The sequence below is a fragment of the Streptomyces sp. A2-16 genome (assembly GCF_018128905.1).
Taxonomy (GTDB): domain Bacteria; phylum Actinomycetota; class Actinomycetes; order Streptomycetales; family Streptomycetaceae; genus Streptomyces.
In genome coordinates, this window is sequence record NZ_CP063808.1 from 7703607 (window position 1) to 7719136 (window position 15530).

General features: G+C 72.0%; 15 protein-coding genes. 9 read left to right on the forward strand and 6 right to left on the reverse strand.

Going from position 1 to position 15530, the window contains the following annotated elements; translation table 11 throughout:
- The gene (locus IOD14_RS34650; RefSeq protein ID WP_212672381.1) at positions 1 to 3426 is read right to left on the reverse strand and encodes a BTAD domain-containing putative transcriptional regulator; all 3426 of its coding nucleotides are present in this window, start codon (positions 3424 to 3426) and stop codon (positions 1 to 3) included.
- Between the two features lie 499 nt (positions 3427 to 3925).
- On the opposite strand from IOD14_RS34650, the gene IOD14_RS34655 reads away from it, so the two are divergent.
- A complete protein-coding gene (locus IOD14_RS34655; protein WP_123988749.1) occupies positions 3926 to 4696 on the forward strand; it encodes a site-2 protease family protein in 771 nt (256 codons plus the stop codon).
- Here the strand turns inward: IOD14_RS34655 and IOD14_RS34660 are convergent.
- Positions 4678 to 4857, reverse strand: coding sequence for a hypothetical protein (locus tag IOD14_RS34660; protein WP_123988750.1), 180 nt, complete (start codon positions 4855 to 4857; stop codon positions 4678 to 4680). The genes IOD14_RS34655 and IOD14_RS34660 overlap by 19 nt on opposite strands.
- A 61-nt stretch (positions 4858 to 4918) precedes the next feature.
- Positions 4919 to 5626 carry an NADPH-dependent F420 reductase gene (gene npdG / locus IOD14_RS34665; protein ID WP_123988751.1) on the reverse strand — a complete coding sequence of 236 codons (708 nt, stop codon included), beginning with the start codon at positions 5624 to 5626 and terminating at the stop codon, positions 4919 to 4921.
- Positions 5627 to 5751: 125 nt separating this feature from the next.
- Between npdG and IOD14_RS34670 the strand changes: the two genes are divergently transcribed.
- Together IOD14_RS34670 and IOD14_RS34675 are read left to right on the forward strand one after the other, a co-directional pair.
- A complete protein-coding gene (locus tag IOD14_RS34670; protein WP_123988752.1) occupies positions 5752 to 6354 on the forward strand; it encodes a hypothetical protein in 603 nt (200 codons plus the stop codon).
- A 53-nt stretch (positions 6355 to 6407) separates the two neighbouring features.
- Positions 6408 to 7706 (forward strand): MFS transporter, encoded by a 1299-nt coding sequence (locus IOD14_RS34675; RefSeq protein WP_212672382.1) that lies wholly within the window; start codon positions 6408 to 6410, stop codon positions 7704 to 7706.
- Here the strand turns inward: IOD14_RS34675 and IOD14_RS34680 are convergent, their stop codons facing one another.
- Positions 7707 to 7937: a hypothetical protein gene (locus IOD14_RS34680; protein ID WP_123988753.1), complete on the reverse strand. Its 231-nt coding sequence runs from the start codon at positions 7935 to 7937 to the stop codon at positions 7707 to 7709.
- Positions 7938 to 7995: 58 nt separating this feature from the next.
- Here IOD14_RS34680 and map point away from each other — a divergent pair, with 58 nt between their 5' ends.
- Complete coding sequence (gene map / locus IOD14_RS34685; protein ID WP_123988754.1) at positions 7996 to 8853, forward strand: type I methionyl aminopeptidase; 858 nt, start codon at positions 7996 to 7998, stop codon at positions 8851 to 8853.
- 150 nt (positions 8854 to 9003) lie between these two features.
- On the forward strand, positions 9004 to 9651 hold the full coding sequence (locus IOD14_RS34690; protein WP_212672383.1) for a biliverdin-producing heme oxygenase: 648 nt from the start codon (positions 9004 to 9006) through the stop codon (positions 9649 to 9651).
- Positions 9652 to 9656: 5 nt separating this feature from the next.
- Here IOD14_RS34690 and IOD14_RS34695 read toward each other — a convergent pair whose 3' ends face one another.
- Positions 9657 to 10301 (reverse strand): PhzF family phenazine biosynthesis protein, encoded by a 645-nt coding sequence (locus tag IOD14_RS34695; protein ID WP_123988756.1) that lies wholly within the window; start codon positions 10299 to 10301, stop codon positions 9657 to 9659.
- A gap of 189 nt (positions 10302 to 10490) precedes the next feature.
- On the opposite strand from IOD14_RS34695, the gene efeO reads away from it, so the two are divergent.
- Genes efeO through IOD14_RS34715 form a run of 4 tightly spaced genes read left to right on the forward strand, consistent with a single transcriptional unit; the run spans position 10491 to position 14725 of the window.
- Complete coding sequence (efeO, locus tag IOD14_RS34700) at positions 10491 to 11636, forward strand: iron uptake system protein EfeO (protein WP_212672384.1); 1146 nt, start codon at positions 10491 to 10493, stop codon at positions 11634 to 11636.
- A 10-nt stretch (positions 11637 to 11646) separates the two neighbouring features.
- Entirely contained in the window at positions 11647 to 12888 is a 1242-nt protein-coding gene (gene efeB, locus IOD14_RS34705) for an iron uptake transporter deferrochelatase/peroxidase subunit (RefSeq protein WP_123988758.1), read from the forward strand.
- Positions 12889 to 12891: 3 nt separating this feature from the next.
- Positions 12892 to 13764 (forward strand): iron uptake transporter permease EfeU, encoded by an 873-nt coding sequence (gene efeU, locus IOD14_RS34710; RefSeq protein ID WP_212672385.1) that lies wholly within the window; start codon positions 12892 to 12894, stop codon positions 13762 to 13764.
- The gene (locus IOD14_RS34715) at positions 13724 to 14725 is read left to right on the forward strand and encodes a hypothetical protein (protein ID WP_174269106.1); all 1002 of its coding nucleotides are present in this window, start codon (positions 13724 to 13726) and stop codon (positions 14723 to 14725) included. Before efeU ends, IOD14_RS34715 begins: the two co-directional genes overlap by 41 nt.
- 21 nt (positions 14726 to 14746) lie before the next feature.
- On the opposite strand, the gene IOD14_RS34720 is transcribed toward IOD14_RS34715, so the two are convergent.
- Entirely contained in the window at positions 14747 to 15484 is a 738-nt protein-coding gene (locus IOD14_RS34720; protein WP_123988760.1) for a bifunctional DNA primase/polymerase, read from the reverse strand.
- Positions 15485 to 15530 lie beyond the last annotated feature (46 nt).

A 15530-nucleotide genomic window follows, 5' to 3' on the forward strand; every position in this document is an offset into this window, starting at 1 on the left:
TCACACCAGGGCGGCGGCCTCCTCCGGGGAGAGGTCGCCGCCCTCCGCGTACGCCGACTCGTAGGCGGAGTCGCCGAGCACCGCACGCAGCTCCCGCTCGGCCGACGTCCGCACCTCGCGCTCGATGCTCGTCGGGACATGGCTCGACGGCAGCAGCGCGTCCCCGGCCGCGAGAGCGCGGACGCCGTCCCGGGCCCGGGCCCCGCCGTCGAGTCCGGCGAGGGCGAGCGCCGCGGTGCGCAGGTACATCGTGCGCATGTGCGGGGCGATGGTCAGGGCCAGCGGGTCCCCGGACTTCTCCAGCGCCCTGCGGGTCAGCCTCAGGCACTCCTCGTAGCAGCCGTCCATCGCCTCCAGCCAGGCCTCCGAGCCGAGGATGAAGGCGTCGAAGATGACGAAGTGGGCGATGCCGAACTGCTGGCGCAGCAGCCGCAGTTGCTCACGCGCCTCGGGGATGCGGCCGGTCATGCCGAGCCGGCCCGCGAGGAACATCCGGGAGGCGGGCATCGCCTCGTTGCGGGCGCCGTCCTGGTCGGCGATCACCTCACGCAGCAGCAGCTCGCCGCGCTCGGCCTCCCCGGTCTCCAGCAGCACGCTGCCCAGCCGGGCGTTGAGCACGGACCGCTGGGCGCGGGCGCCGAGCTGTTCCGCCCGCTCGATCGCCCGCTCGTAGTCGTCGGCGGCCGCACGCCACTCACCCTTGCGTTCGTGGGCCTCGGCGCGCGCGGAGAGCGCCTCGGCGGTGCCCCACAGGTCGCCGATCCGCTCGTAGATCTCCAGTGCCTCCTCGGCGTCCTGGATGGCGTCCCCGGCCCAGTCGGAGCGGTTGGCGAGCAGGTTGGCCCGCCACTGGAGGGCCGCGGCCAGCTCCCAGTCGTAGCCCGGGGTCGCCCGGCAGGTCTCGACGGTCGCCTGGATGACCTTGCGCAGCCGGTCCATGTCCCCGGTGAGCATGATGGCGAAGAACCACAGGGAGCCCGGCATCCGGCAGGTCTGTGCCATGCCGGGCTCGTAGGTGGCGGCGATGGACCGCAGCTTCGCCTGCCCGTGCTGGTTCTGCCAGGCGTCCAACTCGGTGTCCATGCAGGCGAGATGGACGAGGTGGGCGCCCCGCCGGGCCTCCTCCAGGACCTCGCCGGTCCACGGCGGCGGGGAGTCCGTGCAGCGCTCCCACACCGGCGCGGCGGGGCGGACCGGCTCGGTGAAGGGGTCGGAGCCGAGACCCTGCACCTCGCGGGACCAGTTGCGGGCCTCGATGCGCAGGTCGCGCATCTGCCAGTACCAGGCCAGCGACAGGACCAGGCACAGCCCTTCCTGCTCGTCACGGTCGGCGACGGCCCGGCGCAGGGCGGTACGGAGGTTCTCGTACTCCCGCTCCAGGCGCCCGATGGCGGCGAGTTGACCGGGGCCGCGCAGCAACGGGTCCGTGGTGCGGGCGAGTTCGCGGTAGTACGTCAGATGCGCGCGCTCGGCGTCGGTGCGCGAGCCGTCCGCCTCGTCGAGACGCTCGCCGGCGTACTCGGCGACGGTCTCCAGGAGCCGGTAGCGCATCTCGCCGTCCCCCGAAGGGGCCGCCACCACGAGGGACTTGTCGACGAGCGAGCCGAGCGCGTCCAGCGCGGCGGGCCCGCAGACGGCCTCGGCGGCGGCCAGGTCGCATCCGCCGGCGAACACCGAAAGGCGCCGCAGCACGTCCCGTTCCTCCTCGTCGAGCAGGTCCCAGGACCAGTCGACGACGGCCCGCAGGGTCTGCTGGCGGGGCAGGACGGTACGGCTGCCGGAGGTGAGCAGACGGAAGCGGTCGTCGAGCCGGTCCGCGATCTGACGCGGAGTCAGCATCCGCAGCCGGGCCGCGGCGAGCTCGATGCCCAGCGGGAGCCCGTCGAGACGGCGGCAGATCTCGGCGCAGGCCGCCGCGGTCTCCTCGTCGGCGTCGACCCGGAACCCGGGCCGGGCCGCGGCACCCCGGTCGGCGAGCAGCCGCAGCGCGACGGGCTCGGGCAGGGGTTCCACGGGCCGCAGCAACTCCCCCGGGACACCGAGGGGTTCACGGCTGGTGGCCAGCACGGTCAGCCCCGGACAGCGCTCCAGGAGCGTCTCGGCCAGCCGGGCGGCCGCGTCGACCACGTGCTCGCAGTTGTCGAGGATCAGCAGCATGCTGCGCCGGCCGCAGTGCTCGGCGAGCCGGTCCACGGGATCGTCGAGCCGCTCGGCGCCCGCCCGCATCGCCTCGGCACCGGCGCCGTACAGCACGGTCTCCCGGGCCCCGACGGCGGTGAGCACGGCCTCGGGCACGGCGTCCGCATCGTCGACCGGCGCTAGTTCGGCCAGCCACACCCCGTCCCGGACCACGTCCCCCACGGCCTCGGCGGCCTCCTGCGAGAGCCGGGTCTTCCCGGCCCCGCCCGGCCCGAGCAGCGTGACCAGCCGCGCGGCGGCAAGATCCCCCCGAATGGCCTCGATGTCGGCTTCCCGGCCGACGAAGGAAGTGAGCCGTGCCCGGAGGTTGCCGGAGGGCGGAGCGGTGGCGACGGATTGGCCGGGCTCTCCGACATCCCGACGTCCACGCGCCGCACCCACCACACCCGCTGATCCGGCCCCACCAGCCCCGTTCTCGACCCCGTTCCGCCCGAAGCCGCCGCCGGACCCCGCGCCGCCCTGGCCGCTCCGGCTCCCCCGGCCGGCCGCGGAGGGCACCTCCGGCCGCAGCAACTCACCGTGCAGGGCTCGCAGTTCGACGCCCGGGTCAGCGCCCAACCGGTCCGCGAGCAGTTGTCGTACGGACTCGTACGCGGCCAGCGCCTCCGCCGTGCGGCCGGTGTCGCGCAGGGCACGCAGACGCAGGGCCTGGAGGGGTTCGTCGAGGGGATGGGTGTCGCAGAGGGCGGTCAGTTCGGGGAGGGACTGGTCGGCCTGGCCGAGGGCGAGCGCGGCCGTGTGCCGGGCGCGGAGGGCGTCCAGCCGACGGGCCTGCGCGCGTGCCGCCTCGGCCGTGCGGTCGGGGAGATCGGCCAGCGCCGGGCCCTGCCACAGGGCCAGGGCGTCGTCCAGGACCACGGCCGCCTTCGCGGGGTCGCCGTCGGCCAGCGCCCGCATGCCGTCGCCGACGAGCCGCTCGAAACGGTGCAGGTCGATGTCGTCCGGGGCGGCGGCCAGTCGGTAACCGCCCTCCACCGAGGCGACCGCGTCCGCGCCGAGCGCCCGCCTGAGCCGCCCGACCAGCGCCTGCACCGCCCCGGTGCCATCGGCGGGCGGATCACCGTCCCACACCTCGTCCACCAGGACGGTCACGGGGACGGTACGGCCGGGGCGCAGCGCCAGTACGGTCAGCAGCGCGCGCAGCCGCGCTCCGCCGAGCGGGACGGAGATGCCGTCGGGACGGAGTGCCTGCGTGGTGCCGAGGATGCGATAGCGCACGTGGTCCATTGTCTCTGGTGATGTCGGGACGGGTCACGGAGTTCGGGGAGAGGGGTGTCGGTCGCCTAGTGGGGTGCCGGATCAGGTGGTCGGGCGGCTGCGGGTCCGTCGTGGCCGGTCGCGCAGTTCCCCGCGCCCCTAGGGGGTTGCAGTGACCCGGCGCCACCACGGGCCGTTCGCCGGACCGCGCGGCACGACGGGGCGCAAGCCGCGTACGGCGCGCAGGGGACGGGGTGGGGGGTGTCCGCCCGCAGCGGCCGGCGTCCGTTACCGAGCCCTTCTGAATCGGCCGAGCCGCCGGACCGAGGACGGACACCCCCCACCCCGGCCCCGACCCACCCACCGAACCGCACGCGCTGCACAAGCCCCCACCGAACCCGCAGCTGCGCCGCAGGCACCCGCACGAACCCGGTCTACACGGAACCCCCGCCCCACCGCGAGACGTTTTCACCTGTGCCCGGTACCGTCGGGCAGTCGCATCGCCTGCTCGTCCAGTCCAGGGAGCCCCATGACCACCGCCACCACCCGCCACAGCGACCGGCGGATCAGCCCCGTCTTCGTCGGGATCGTCGCCGTGACGGCGGTGACGGGCTGGGCCACCTGGACCGGATTCGCCGAGAAGCCCGGCATCGCCGTGTTCCTGTTCGTGACGGGCGCCTGGATCGTCTCCCTGTGTCTGCACGAGTACGCCCACGCCCGCACCGCCCTGCACAGCGGCGACATCACGATCGGCGCGAAGGGCTACCTCACGCTGAACCCGCTGAAGTACACGCACGCCCTGCTCAGCATCGTCCTCCCCGTCCTCTTCGTGATCATGGGCGGCATCGGCCTCCCCGGCGGCGCGGTGTTCATCGAACGCGACAGGATCCGCGGCCGCTGGCGGCACAGCCTGATCTCCGCGGCGGGCCCCCTGACGAACGTCCTGTTCGCGATCGCCTGCACGGCCCCGTTCTGGCTGGACGCCCTCGACGGCGTCCCCCTGGAGTTCCGCTGCGCGCTGGCCTTCCTCGCCCTGCTCCAGGTGTCCGCCGCGATCCTGAACTTCCTGCCGGTCCCGGGCCTGGACGGCTACGGCGTGATCGAGCCCTGGCTCTCCCACGGCGTCAAGCGGCAGATCGAGCCGTTCGCGCCCTTCGGCCTGCTGTTCGTGTTCGCGCTGCTGTGGGTGCCGCAGGTCAACAGCGTGTTCTTCGACCTGGTCGACGCGGTCCTGCGCGGACTCGGGGTCAGCGACTTCGAGGCGTCGTACGGCTGGAGCCTCTACCGCTTCTGGACCTGAGCGACACGGCCCCGCTTGAGGTAGTACCAGCACATGTTGGACGACAGCCCCGCCAGCAGCACCCACACGACCCCCAGCCAGCTGCCCTGCACGAAGGACACGACCGCCGCGGCGACCGCGAGGAGACAGACGGCGAGGGCGTAGAGGGCGAGGCGGGGCATTTCCACGGGCTCCTGTCAGGGGGACACTGCTGCACTACGACGACCAGTGTCCCCCATCGCCTCACACGTCCGTGACCCGCAGCCCCGCGTGCGCCTTGTACCGCCGGTTGACCGAGATCAGGTTGGCGACCAGCGCCTCCACCTGGTGGGCGTTGCGCAGCCGCCCCGAGAAGATCCCGCGCATCCCGGGGATGCGCCCGGCCAGCGCCTGCACGATCTCCACGTCGGCCCGCTCCTCGCCGAGCACCATGACGTCGGTGTCGATCTCCTCGACCTCCGGGTCCTGGAGCAGCACGGCCGACAGATGGTGGAAGGCTGCGGTGACCCGCGACTCCGGCAGCAGGGAAGCGGCCTGCTCGGCGGCGCTGCCCTCCTCCGGCTTCAGCGCGTAGGCGCCCTTCTTGTCGAAGCCGAGCGGGTTGACGCAGTCGACGACGAGCTTGCCGGCGAGTTCCTCGCGCAGCGACTCCAGGGTCTTGCCGTGGCCGTCCCACGGCACGGCGACGATCACGATGTCGCTGCGGCGGGCGGTCTCGGCGTTGTCGGCGCCCTCGACACCGTGCCCGAGTTCGTCGGCGGCGGCCTGTGCGCGGTCGGCGGCCCGGGAACCGATGATCACCTTCTGCCCGGCGCGGGCCAGGCGGTAGGCGAGGCCCTTGCCCTGCGGCCCGGTCCCGCCGAGCACGCCGACGACGAGTCCGGAGACGTCGGGAAGGTCCCAGGGATCCTTGGCGGGAGCCTTCTGTGCAGCACTGTCGGTAGAGGTCATGGGGCCGACCCTACGTCCGCGCCCCGGCCGTCGAGTCACCGAGGGGAGGGTCCGGCTGCCCGGTTCGGGGGAATCCACGGGGAACCCCGGGCCGCCCGCGGCCGCGTGCGGCAGGATGCGGGGCCATGGACGCCGTACGGGTCGCGCTGCTGCGCGAAGTGCTTGCCGGGACCGAGTGGTTGGGGGCCACCCGGCGCTTCGCGGGTGTGCTGCGCGGGTCGGTGGTCTCGCACGGCGGCGGACTGCTCCTGGTCGGCACGCCGGAGTACGAACCGTGGCATCTGGCCGCGCATCTGGTCGACGAGGCCGCCTGGTCGGGCACACCGGAGCTGGCCCCCACCCTCGTACGCCATGACGCGCGCGCCTCCGACCCCGCGCATCTGTCGGTCGGGCCGGGCCGGCTCGCGGCGGCCCGGCGCGGCGAGACGCTGCTGGTGGTGTCCCCGGACCGGCCGGGCGCCCCGCTTCTGGAGCAGGTCCACGACGCCCGGCGGGCCGGTGCGACGGTTCTCTCCCTGGGGCCCGGCGAGGGTGAGCTCGCCGCGATGGCCCACGAGTCGCTGGCCGTACCGGAGGGCACCGACCTGGATCTGGACACCGTGCAGCACCTGGTGAGCGCGGCGGCCGGGGAGAACTCCGTCCCCGCGCCCAGGGGCCGGCGGCGGCTGCGGGACCGGCTGTCGAGGCTGGCGGATCAGCTGACGGCGCCGCCTCCCGCCCGCTGGTAGCGGCGGGAAAAGCAGTTGCCCGGCAGGGAGGCGTCCCCCGACCATGACCGGTCGTGACCGATGACGCCCCCGCACCCCCTTCCGGCCTGCGCGCGATGCTTCCCGACCTCGCCCCGTGGCGGGCCTCCCGGGACTTCCGGCGGCTGTGGTACTCGGGGCTGATCTCGAACTTCGGCAGCTTCCTGACCTTCGTGGCGCTGCCGGTCCAGCTCAAGGACCTGACGGACTCGGCGGCGGCGGTGGGAGCGATCGGCGCCGTGGAGCTGGTCCCCCTGCTGGTGTTCGGGCTGTACGGCGGCGCGCTCGCGGACGCGTGGGACAAGCGCAAGCTGATCCTGTGGACCGAGGCGGGTCAGGGCCTGCTGAGTGCGGCCCTGCTGGTCAACGCCCTGCTCCCGCGTCCGGCCGTCTGGCCGCTGTACGTCGTCGCCGCGCTGTCCTCCGCCCTGGTCTCGGTGCAGCGCCCGGCGCTCGACTCGCTCTGGCCCCGGATCGTGGCCCACGACCACCTCCCGGCGGCGGCCTCGCTGAACTCCTTCCGCTGGACGGTCGGCGGGGTCGCGGGCCCGGCGCTGGCGGGCGTGGTGGTGGCCTACGCGGGGCTCGGCTGGGCGTACGGCGCGGACCTGCTGACCTTCGTGGTCTCGGTGGCCCTGGTCATCCGTATCGCGGCCTCCCCCGCCTCCCACGAGGCGGCCAGGCCGTCGCTGAAGGCCATCGCGGAGGGCGCGCGGTACGCCTGGAGCCGCAAGGAACTCCTCGGCACCTACGCCGTCGACCTCGCCGCGATGTTCCTGGCGATGCCGCTGGCCCTGCTGCCGTTCCTCGCGGACGAACTGGACGCGCAGTGGTCGCTGGGCCTGATGTACGCGAGCGTCCCGCTCGGCGCGCTGCTGGTGAGCCTGGTCAGTGGCTGGACCGCACGGATCCACCGGCACGGACGGATGGTGGTTCTCGCGGCGGCCCTGTGGGGTCTGGCCGTCGCGGCGGCCGGGACCATGAGCAACGTCTGGCTGGTGCTGTTGTTCCTCACCGTGGCCGGAGGGTGCGACATGGTCAGCGGGATCTTCCGGGGGATCATGTGGAACCAGACGATCCCGGACGAGCTGCGCGGGCGGCTCGCCGGGATCGAACTGCTGTCGTACTCGGTGGGACCGACCCTCGGCCAGGTCAGGGCCGGTGGTTTCGCCGCGTGGTGGGGCGTGCGGACGTCCGTCTGGTCGGGCGGGGTGCTGTGCGCGGGCGCCGTGGGCCTGCTGGCGCTGTGCCTGCCGAAACTGATGACCTACGACGCACGCACGGACCGGCACGCGGCACAGGTGCGGGACCAGAGAGCCGCGGCCCAGGTGTGATCAGTCCTCGTCCCGGCCGCCCGTCGGGGCGTCGTGCCACTTGGGGTCGTTCTCCCACTCGAGGTTGCGCTCGCGAGCCGTCTCCATCGCGTGCTCGGCCTCCGCGCGGCTCGCGTAGGGGCCGAAGCGGTCCTTGCCCGGGCAATCGGGCCCTTCCTCGACCTTCTTGTGTTCCAGGCAGTAGTACCACTCGCCCGGTTTGCCGACCGTACGCTTCTTGAACAAGGGCATGACCCGCTCCTCTCGCCACCGACATGTTCCCCCATCGCCGCTGGATAGACTCGTCGGCATGTCTGGCCAGTCGCTGCTCGTGCCCGGGGAGCTGTCCCCCACCCGTTCCGTGCCCGGAAACATCCGTCGCCCCGAGTACGTCGGCAAGCCCGCGCCGACCCCGTACAAGGGTCCGGAGGTGCAGACCCCGGAGACCGTCGAGGCGATGCGGGTCGCCGGCCGTATCGCGGCCCGGGCGATGGCGGAGGCGGCGAAGCTGATCGCTCCCGGGGTGACCACCGACGAACTGGACAAGGTGGCGCACGAGTACATGTGCGACCACGGCGCCTATCCGTCGACGCTGGGCTACCGCGGCTTCCCGAAGTCCCTGTGCACCAGCCTCAACGAGGTGATCTGCCACGGCATTCCGGACTCCACCGTGCTGCGGGACGGCGACATCATCAACCTCGACGTGACGGCGTACATCGGCGGGGTGCACGGCGACAACAACGCCACGTACCTGGTCGGCGACGTCGACGAGGAGAGCCGCCTGCTGGTCGAGCGCACCCGGGAGTCGCTGGCCCGTGCGATCAAGGCGGTCAAGCCGGGCCGCCAGATCAACATCATCGGCCGGGTCATCGAGTCGTACGCCAAGCGCTTCGGGTACGGGGTGGTCCGGGACTTCACGGGCCACGGCATCAACTCGTCCTTCCACAGCGGTCTGATCATCCCGCACTACGACAGCCCGCACGCGACGACGGTCATCCAGCCCGGGATGACCTTCACGATCGAGCCGATGCTGACGCTCGGTACGCACGAGTACGACATGTGGGACGACGGCTGGACGGTCGTCACCAAGGACCGGAAGCGCACGGCCCAGTTCGAGCACACGCTGGTGGTGACGGAGACGGGGGCGGAGATCCTGACGCTGCCGTAGCCTCCCCGCCCTGCTGAATCGCCCGCCCTCTTCGGAGGGCGGGCCTTTTGTTGCCCGGACGAGGTTTTGCCGACAGACTGTCGGAAAGGTTACCGACAGGCAGTCGGCAAGGCATTGACTTAGGTAAGCCTAACCATAGAAACTCCCCCCATGGACTCGTTCTCGACACTCATCCGCACCGCGTCCCACGAGCAGCACCAGGAGGCGGAGACCTCCACGTTCATGAGCGACCTGCTCGGCGGCCGGCTCGGCGTCGAGGCGTACGCCCGCTACACCGAGCAGCTGTGGTTCGTCTACGAGGCACTGGAGACCGGTGCCGAGAAGCTGGCGGCGGACCCGGTGGCGGGTGCGTTCGTCCGGCCCGAGCTGTTCCGGCTGCGGGCACTGGAGCGGGACCTGGCACACCTGCGGGGCCCGCGCTGGCGGTCGGACGTGTCGGCCCTGCCCGCCACACAGGCGTACGCGGACCGGGTGCGCACCTGCGCGCGGTCCTGGCCCGCCGGGTACGTCGCGCACCACTACACGCGCTATCTGGGCGACCTCTCCGGCGGCCAGATCATCCGTGACCGGGCGGAGAAGACCTGGGGCTTCGCGAAGAAGGGCGACGGCGTGCGCTTCTACGTCTTCGAGGAGATCCCCAACCCCGCCGCCTTCAAGCGGGGTTACCGGGAGCTGCTGGACGCGGTGCGTGCGGACGATCTGGAGAGGCAGCGGATCGTGGCGGAGTGCAAGCGGGCGTTCGCGCTGAACACGGACGTCTTCCGGGCGCTGAGCGAGGAGTTCCCGCTGTCGGCGTGAGCGTCTCAGCGCTCCAGGAAGACCCGTCCCCCGATCTCCACCCAGTCCCCCGGCTGCGGCGCGGTGAGGATCTGGGAACCGGCGCCCTGGACGATGTTCAGGGCGCGCCCCAGTGCGGCGGTGAGCTGGAGGGCCGCGGCTCCGGTGGCCTCGTCCTCCTCGACGCCGTCGCCCCGGCCGGGAAAGCCACGGGCCCGGACGCGTCCGGCGGCCTCGTCCTCCCAGGCCCAGGCGTAGACCCACTCCCCCGGCGGCGGAACGGTCAGATCGTCCACCTCGGCCGCGGTGCCGTACTGCCGGAAGGTCCGCGGCGCCGCCCACTCGGCCCGCGCCTCGATCCAGCTGAACTCCCCGTCGAGCCGGGTGCCGACGACGCCCGCGGGCGTGACGAGCTCGGGCACGTCGAGCAGCCAGGCGGCCCCGACGCACGGATACCCGGCGAACGGCAGCCGCACGGAGGGGGTGTAGATGTCGATGACCCCCCGCTCGGGGTCGTCGACGAACACGGTCTCGCTGAACCCGAGCTTCGCGGCGAACGCCTGTCGCTCGTCCCGGTCCGGCAGGACGGATCCCTCGCGGACGACGCCCAGCTCATTGCCGTAGCCGCCGTTCGGCGCGCAGAAGACGCGCAGCACGTCGTAGTCAGTCACGGGGGAATTGAAGCATCCGGAGCACGGAGGTGTTCGACGGGCGGCCGCCCGCGGAGGGGCGCTTGCCTCCGGCACCCCCGGAGCCAGGCTTTTGACTCTCCCTTGACCTTCACTTGACGTTTATTTTTAGCCATACATAGATAAGCCTCAGATAAGTTAGGCGAGCCTATCCAACCCTCAGGAGCTCGTATGCGCGCCGCCAGACTGTCCGTCCTCACCGCCACCGCCGTGGCGGCCCTGACAGCCGTCACGGGCTGCACGGAGAAGGCAAGCTCCGGCGACAGCGACCGCGTGATCGACGTGACCGCCACGGACAGCAAGTGCGAGGTCTCCAAGAAGGAGTTCCCGGCCGGCCACCTGGAGCTGGCGATCGAGAACAAGGGTTCCAAGGTGACCGAGGTCTACGTCCTCTTCCCGGACGACCGGATCGTCACCGAGCGGGAGAACATCGGCCCGGGCACCAAGCAGAGGGTCACCGCCGAGGTGAAGGCCGGCACCTACACGATCGCCTGCAAGCCCGGGATGAAGGGCGACGGCATCCGCCAGGAGGTCAAGGCCACCGGCGGGACCGCCGCCCAGCGCGACCCGCGCCTGGACGCGGCCGTCGCCTCGTACCGCAAGTACGCGCAGGAGCAGGCCGACGCGACCCTGCCGCTGGCGAAGACCTTCGCCGCCGCGGTCAAGGCCGGTGACCTCGAGGCCGCCAAGAAGGCCTACGCCCCCTCCCGCATCGGCTGGGAGCGCACCGAGCCGGTCGCGGAGTCCTTCGGCGACATCGACCCCAAGGTCGACGTCCGCGAGGACGGCCTGGAGGACGGCCAGAAGTGGACCGGCTGGCACCGGCTGGAGAAGTCCCTCTGGCAGGACAAGAAGATCACCGCCGAGGACAAGACCCTCGCCGACCAGCTGATCACCGACCTCACCGACTGGCAGAAGCGGGTCGGCAAGGCGGACATCACCCCGACATCCATGGCCAACGGCGCCAAGGAGCTCCTCGACGAGGTCGCCACCGGCAAGGTCACCGGCGAGGAGGAGCGCTACTCGCACACCGACCTCGTCGACTTCAAGGCCAACGTCGAGGGCGCCGAGAAGTCGTACGAGCTGCTGAAGCCGGTCGCCAAGGAGAACGACGCGGCCCTGGTCACCGAGCTCGACAAGCAGTTCGCGGCGCTGAACACGCTGCTGGACAAGTACCGGGCCGACGCGACGTCGTACGACTTCACCTCGTACGACAAGGTCGGCGACGCCGACCGCAAGCAGCTGTCGGACGGTGTGAACGCGCTCGCGGAGCCGCTGTCCAAGCTCGCCGCCGCCGTCGTCACCAAGTCCTCCTGAGGCGGGCGCCATGACGGACACGGAGAAGACCACGGCTCCCTCGCGCCGCGCGCTCATCGGCTGGGGCGGGGCCGGGCTCGCGCTCGGCGCGGCCGCGGCCGGTGGCGCGGTCGCGATGACCCGCACCGGGGACGACCTCGCCCCGACCGCCGCCGAGGCCGGAGCGGCCGTGGAGTTCCACGGCGCCCACCAGGCGGGCATCGCCACACCCGTGCAGGACCGGCTGCACTTCGCCGCGTTCGACGTCACGACCGAGGACCGCGCCGAGTTCGTGCAGATGCTCAAGGACTGGACGGACGCGGCCCGGCGGATGTCCGCGGGCAAGGCGGTCGGCGAGGGGGCGTACGGCGGTCTCGCCGAGGCGCCGCCGGACGACACCGGGGAGGCGCTCGGGCTGAAGCCGTCGCGGCTGACGCTGACGATCGGCTTCGGGCCGTCCCTGTTCGAGAAGTTCGACCTGGCCGACCGGCGGCCCGAGGCGCTCGTCGACCTCCCGCAGTTCGCCGGGGACAACCTCGACAAGAACCGCAGCGGCGGCGACCTGTGCGTCCAGGCCTGCGCGGACGACCCGCAGGTCGCCGTGCACGCCATCCGCAACCTCGCGCGGATCGGCTTCGGCAAGGTCGTCATCAAGTGGTCGCAGCTCGGCTTCGGCAAGACGTCCTCGACGACGCCCGACGCGCAGACCCCGCGCAACCTGATGGGCTTCAAGGACGGCACCCGCAACATCGCCGGCACCGAGACGGACCGGCTCGACAAGTTCGTCTGGGCCGAGGGTCCTGGCTGGATGAACGGCGGCTCCTACCTCGTCGCCCGCCGGATCCGCATGCACATCGAGACCTGGGACCGCACCTCCTTGCAGGAGCAGGAGGACATCTTCGGCCGGGACAAGGGCGAGGGCGCCCCGGTCGGCAAGGCGAAGGAGCGCGACAAGCCGTTCCTGCCGGCGATGAAGCCCGACGCGCACGTCCGGCTCGCGCACCCCGACTCCAACGGCGGGGCGACGATCCTGCGCCGCGGCTATTCCTTCACCGACGGCACGGACGGTCTGGGCAGGCTGGACGCCGGGCTGTTCTTCCTGGCGTACATGAAGGACGTCCGGGAGGGCTTCATCCGCATCCAGCGGCATCTGGCCACCGACGCGCTCAACGAGTACATCCAGCACGTGGGTTCGGCGGTCTTCGCCGTCCCGCCCGGCGTCCGCGACCAGGACGACTGGTGGGGCAGCACGCTGTTCTCCAAGGAGGCCTGACCCGTGTTCTCCAACTACCTGATCGGTCTGCGCGAGGGCCTGGAAGCCAGCCTGGTCGTCTGCATCCTCATCGCCTACCTGGTGAAGACGGGCCGCCGGGACGCCCTGAGGCCCATCTGGATCGGCATCGGCGTCGCGGTCGCGCTCGCCCTGGGCTTCGGCTGCGCGCTCGAGTTCGGCTCCCAGGAGCTGACGTTCAAGGCGCAGGAGGCGCTCGGCGGCTCCCTGTCGATCCTCGCGGTCGCCCTGGTGACGTGGATGGTCTTCTGGATGCGGCGCACCGCCCGGTACCTGAAGTCCGAGCTGCACGACAAGCTGGACGCGGCCCTCCAGATGGGCACGGGCGCACTGGTCGCCACCGCGTTCCTCGCCGTCGGCCGCGAGGGCCTGGAGACCTCCTTGTTCGTGTGGACGTCCGTGCACGCGGCCGGCGACGGCACCCCCCGACCGCTGATCGGGGCGGCCCTGGGCATCCTCACGGCGGTCGTCCTGGGCTGGCTGTTCTACCGCGGCGCCCTGCGCATCAACCTCTCCACGTTCTTCACCTGGACCGGCGGCATGCTGGTCGTGGTGGCCGCGGGCGTGCTGGCGTACGGCTTCCACGACCTCCAGGAGGCGGACTGGCTGCCGGGCCTGTACGACAAGCTCTTCGACATCAGCGACACCATCCCGCCGGACAGCTGGTACGGCACCCTCCTCAAGGGCGTGTTCAACTTCCAGCCGGACCCGACGGTGCTTCAGGTCACGGTGTGGCTGCTGTACTTGATCCCCACGCTCGTGCTGTTCCTCCTCCCGGTAGGGTTCGCCTCCGGGAAGGGGAAGGTGAAGGCACCTGATGAGCAGGGATCGCGGCCCTCGAAGGCCCCGCAGGCTTGACCGGAGCGCACTGATAGCAGCCTCGGTGACCGCTTTGTCGTTCACGGCGAGCGGTTGCGTGGTGGTGCACGGCGAGCGGGAGGTGCTTCCCGCGACCACCAAGGCGGAGGCCGCCAAGGCGCTCGAGCAGTTCACGAACGCGTACAACGCGGCGGACAAGGCGTACGACAGCTCGCTGGACGCGGCTCATGTCACCGGCGCGCTCGGGGCCATCGACGCGGCGCGGCTGAAGGCCGGCAAGGCCAACAGTCCGAGCGGCAACGCCTCGCACACTCCGCTGAAGCTGTCGGACGTGACGTACACCATCCCGAAGAAGGCGGGCTGGCCGCGCTGGTTCGTCGCCGACGCGGCCGGCAACAAGGGCGGCACTGCACGCTGGTTGCTGGTGTTCACCCGCGACGGGCTGAACGAGCCGTTCCAGGTGGCGTATCTGACGCTGGTGGCCGAGGGCAAGGTGCCGGAGTTCAAGAAGGACGCGGACGGCTGGGCCGAGGCGGTCCCGGCGGACTCGACCGGTCTGGCCACCGCGCCCGGGGACCTGAGCAAGGACTACACGAACTATCTGAAGAGCGGCGGGGACGTCTTCAAGGACGGCTCGCACACCAGCGTGTGGCGGGCGGACCGGGCGAAGGACGCCATCAGGCCGGGCCTGGCCACGCAGTACATCGACGAGCCGCTGGCGAACGACGCCTACGCGCCGCTCGCGTTGCGCACCAAGGACGGCGGGGCGCTGGTGTTCTTCGCCACGCACCACTACGTGAAGCAGACGGCCCACTCCGGTACGTCGGTCCCCGCCCCGGGAGACGCCGTGCTCGCGCTGACGACCGGCGAGATCAAGCAGTCGCTGACGATGGAGTTCGTCTCCAACGAGGTGGCGCTCGACCCGGCCGAGGGCACGGGCGGCCAGAAGGTCGACGTCCTCGGGCGGATCCAGGGGCTGACGTCGGCGAAGGGCTCGTAGGAGCCGGCCGCGTCCGGCCCGCTACCGGCGCAGGGGCCAGGCCGCGTGGGTGTGGTCGGGTTCCTCGCCCACGTGGCGGGCGCAGGCGTCGGTGAGGAACTCCAGCAGGGTCAGCGGGTCCGGCAGCGGGTGCTCGGGGCCGCGGACCCAGTGCACGGTCTGGTCGCCGGGCAGCCGGGCGGGCGGCACGAGGACGTAGGAGCCGCGGCAGTGCCAGCGCAGGCCGGGGTGTTCGTCCGCGGTCTCGGGGTGGCAGTCCAGCTCGCACGGCCACCACTCGTCCTCGTCCTCGGGGGTGCCGCGGGTGAGGGTGAAGAAGAGCAGCCGGCCGTCGTCGCTCTCGGCGACCGGGCCGACCTCGACGCCGGAGGCGAGCAGCCGCTCCAGGGCCTCCTGACCGGCCTCCAGGGGGACGTCCAGGACGTCGTGGACCATGCCGGTCGCGGTGATGAAGTTGGCCTGCGGCTGGTGCCGGGCCCAGCGCTCGATCTGGCCGCGGTCGGTGGTCGACTGGGTCTGCCAGGCGAAGGACACGGGATGGCGGGCCGGGGTGGGACACCCGACGCGGTCGCAGGAGCAGCGGTATCCGGGGGCGGGGTGCGCGGCAGGGGCCAGCGGGAGTCCCGCCGAGGCGGCGGCCAGCAGCAGGGCCTCACGGCCGCCGTGGTCCCCGGCGGCGGTCTCCTTCGGCCGGCGTCCGCGCAGCCACTGGGAGAGTTTGCCCTGCAGGCCCGTCCGGCCTCCCGACTCCGCGCTCATCTACCACCCTCGCCTCGCTGTCGTGCGGAACAGCATGCCCTATGGT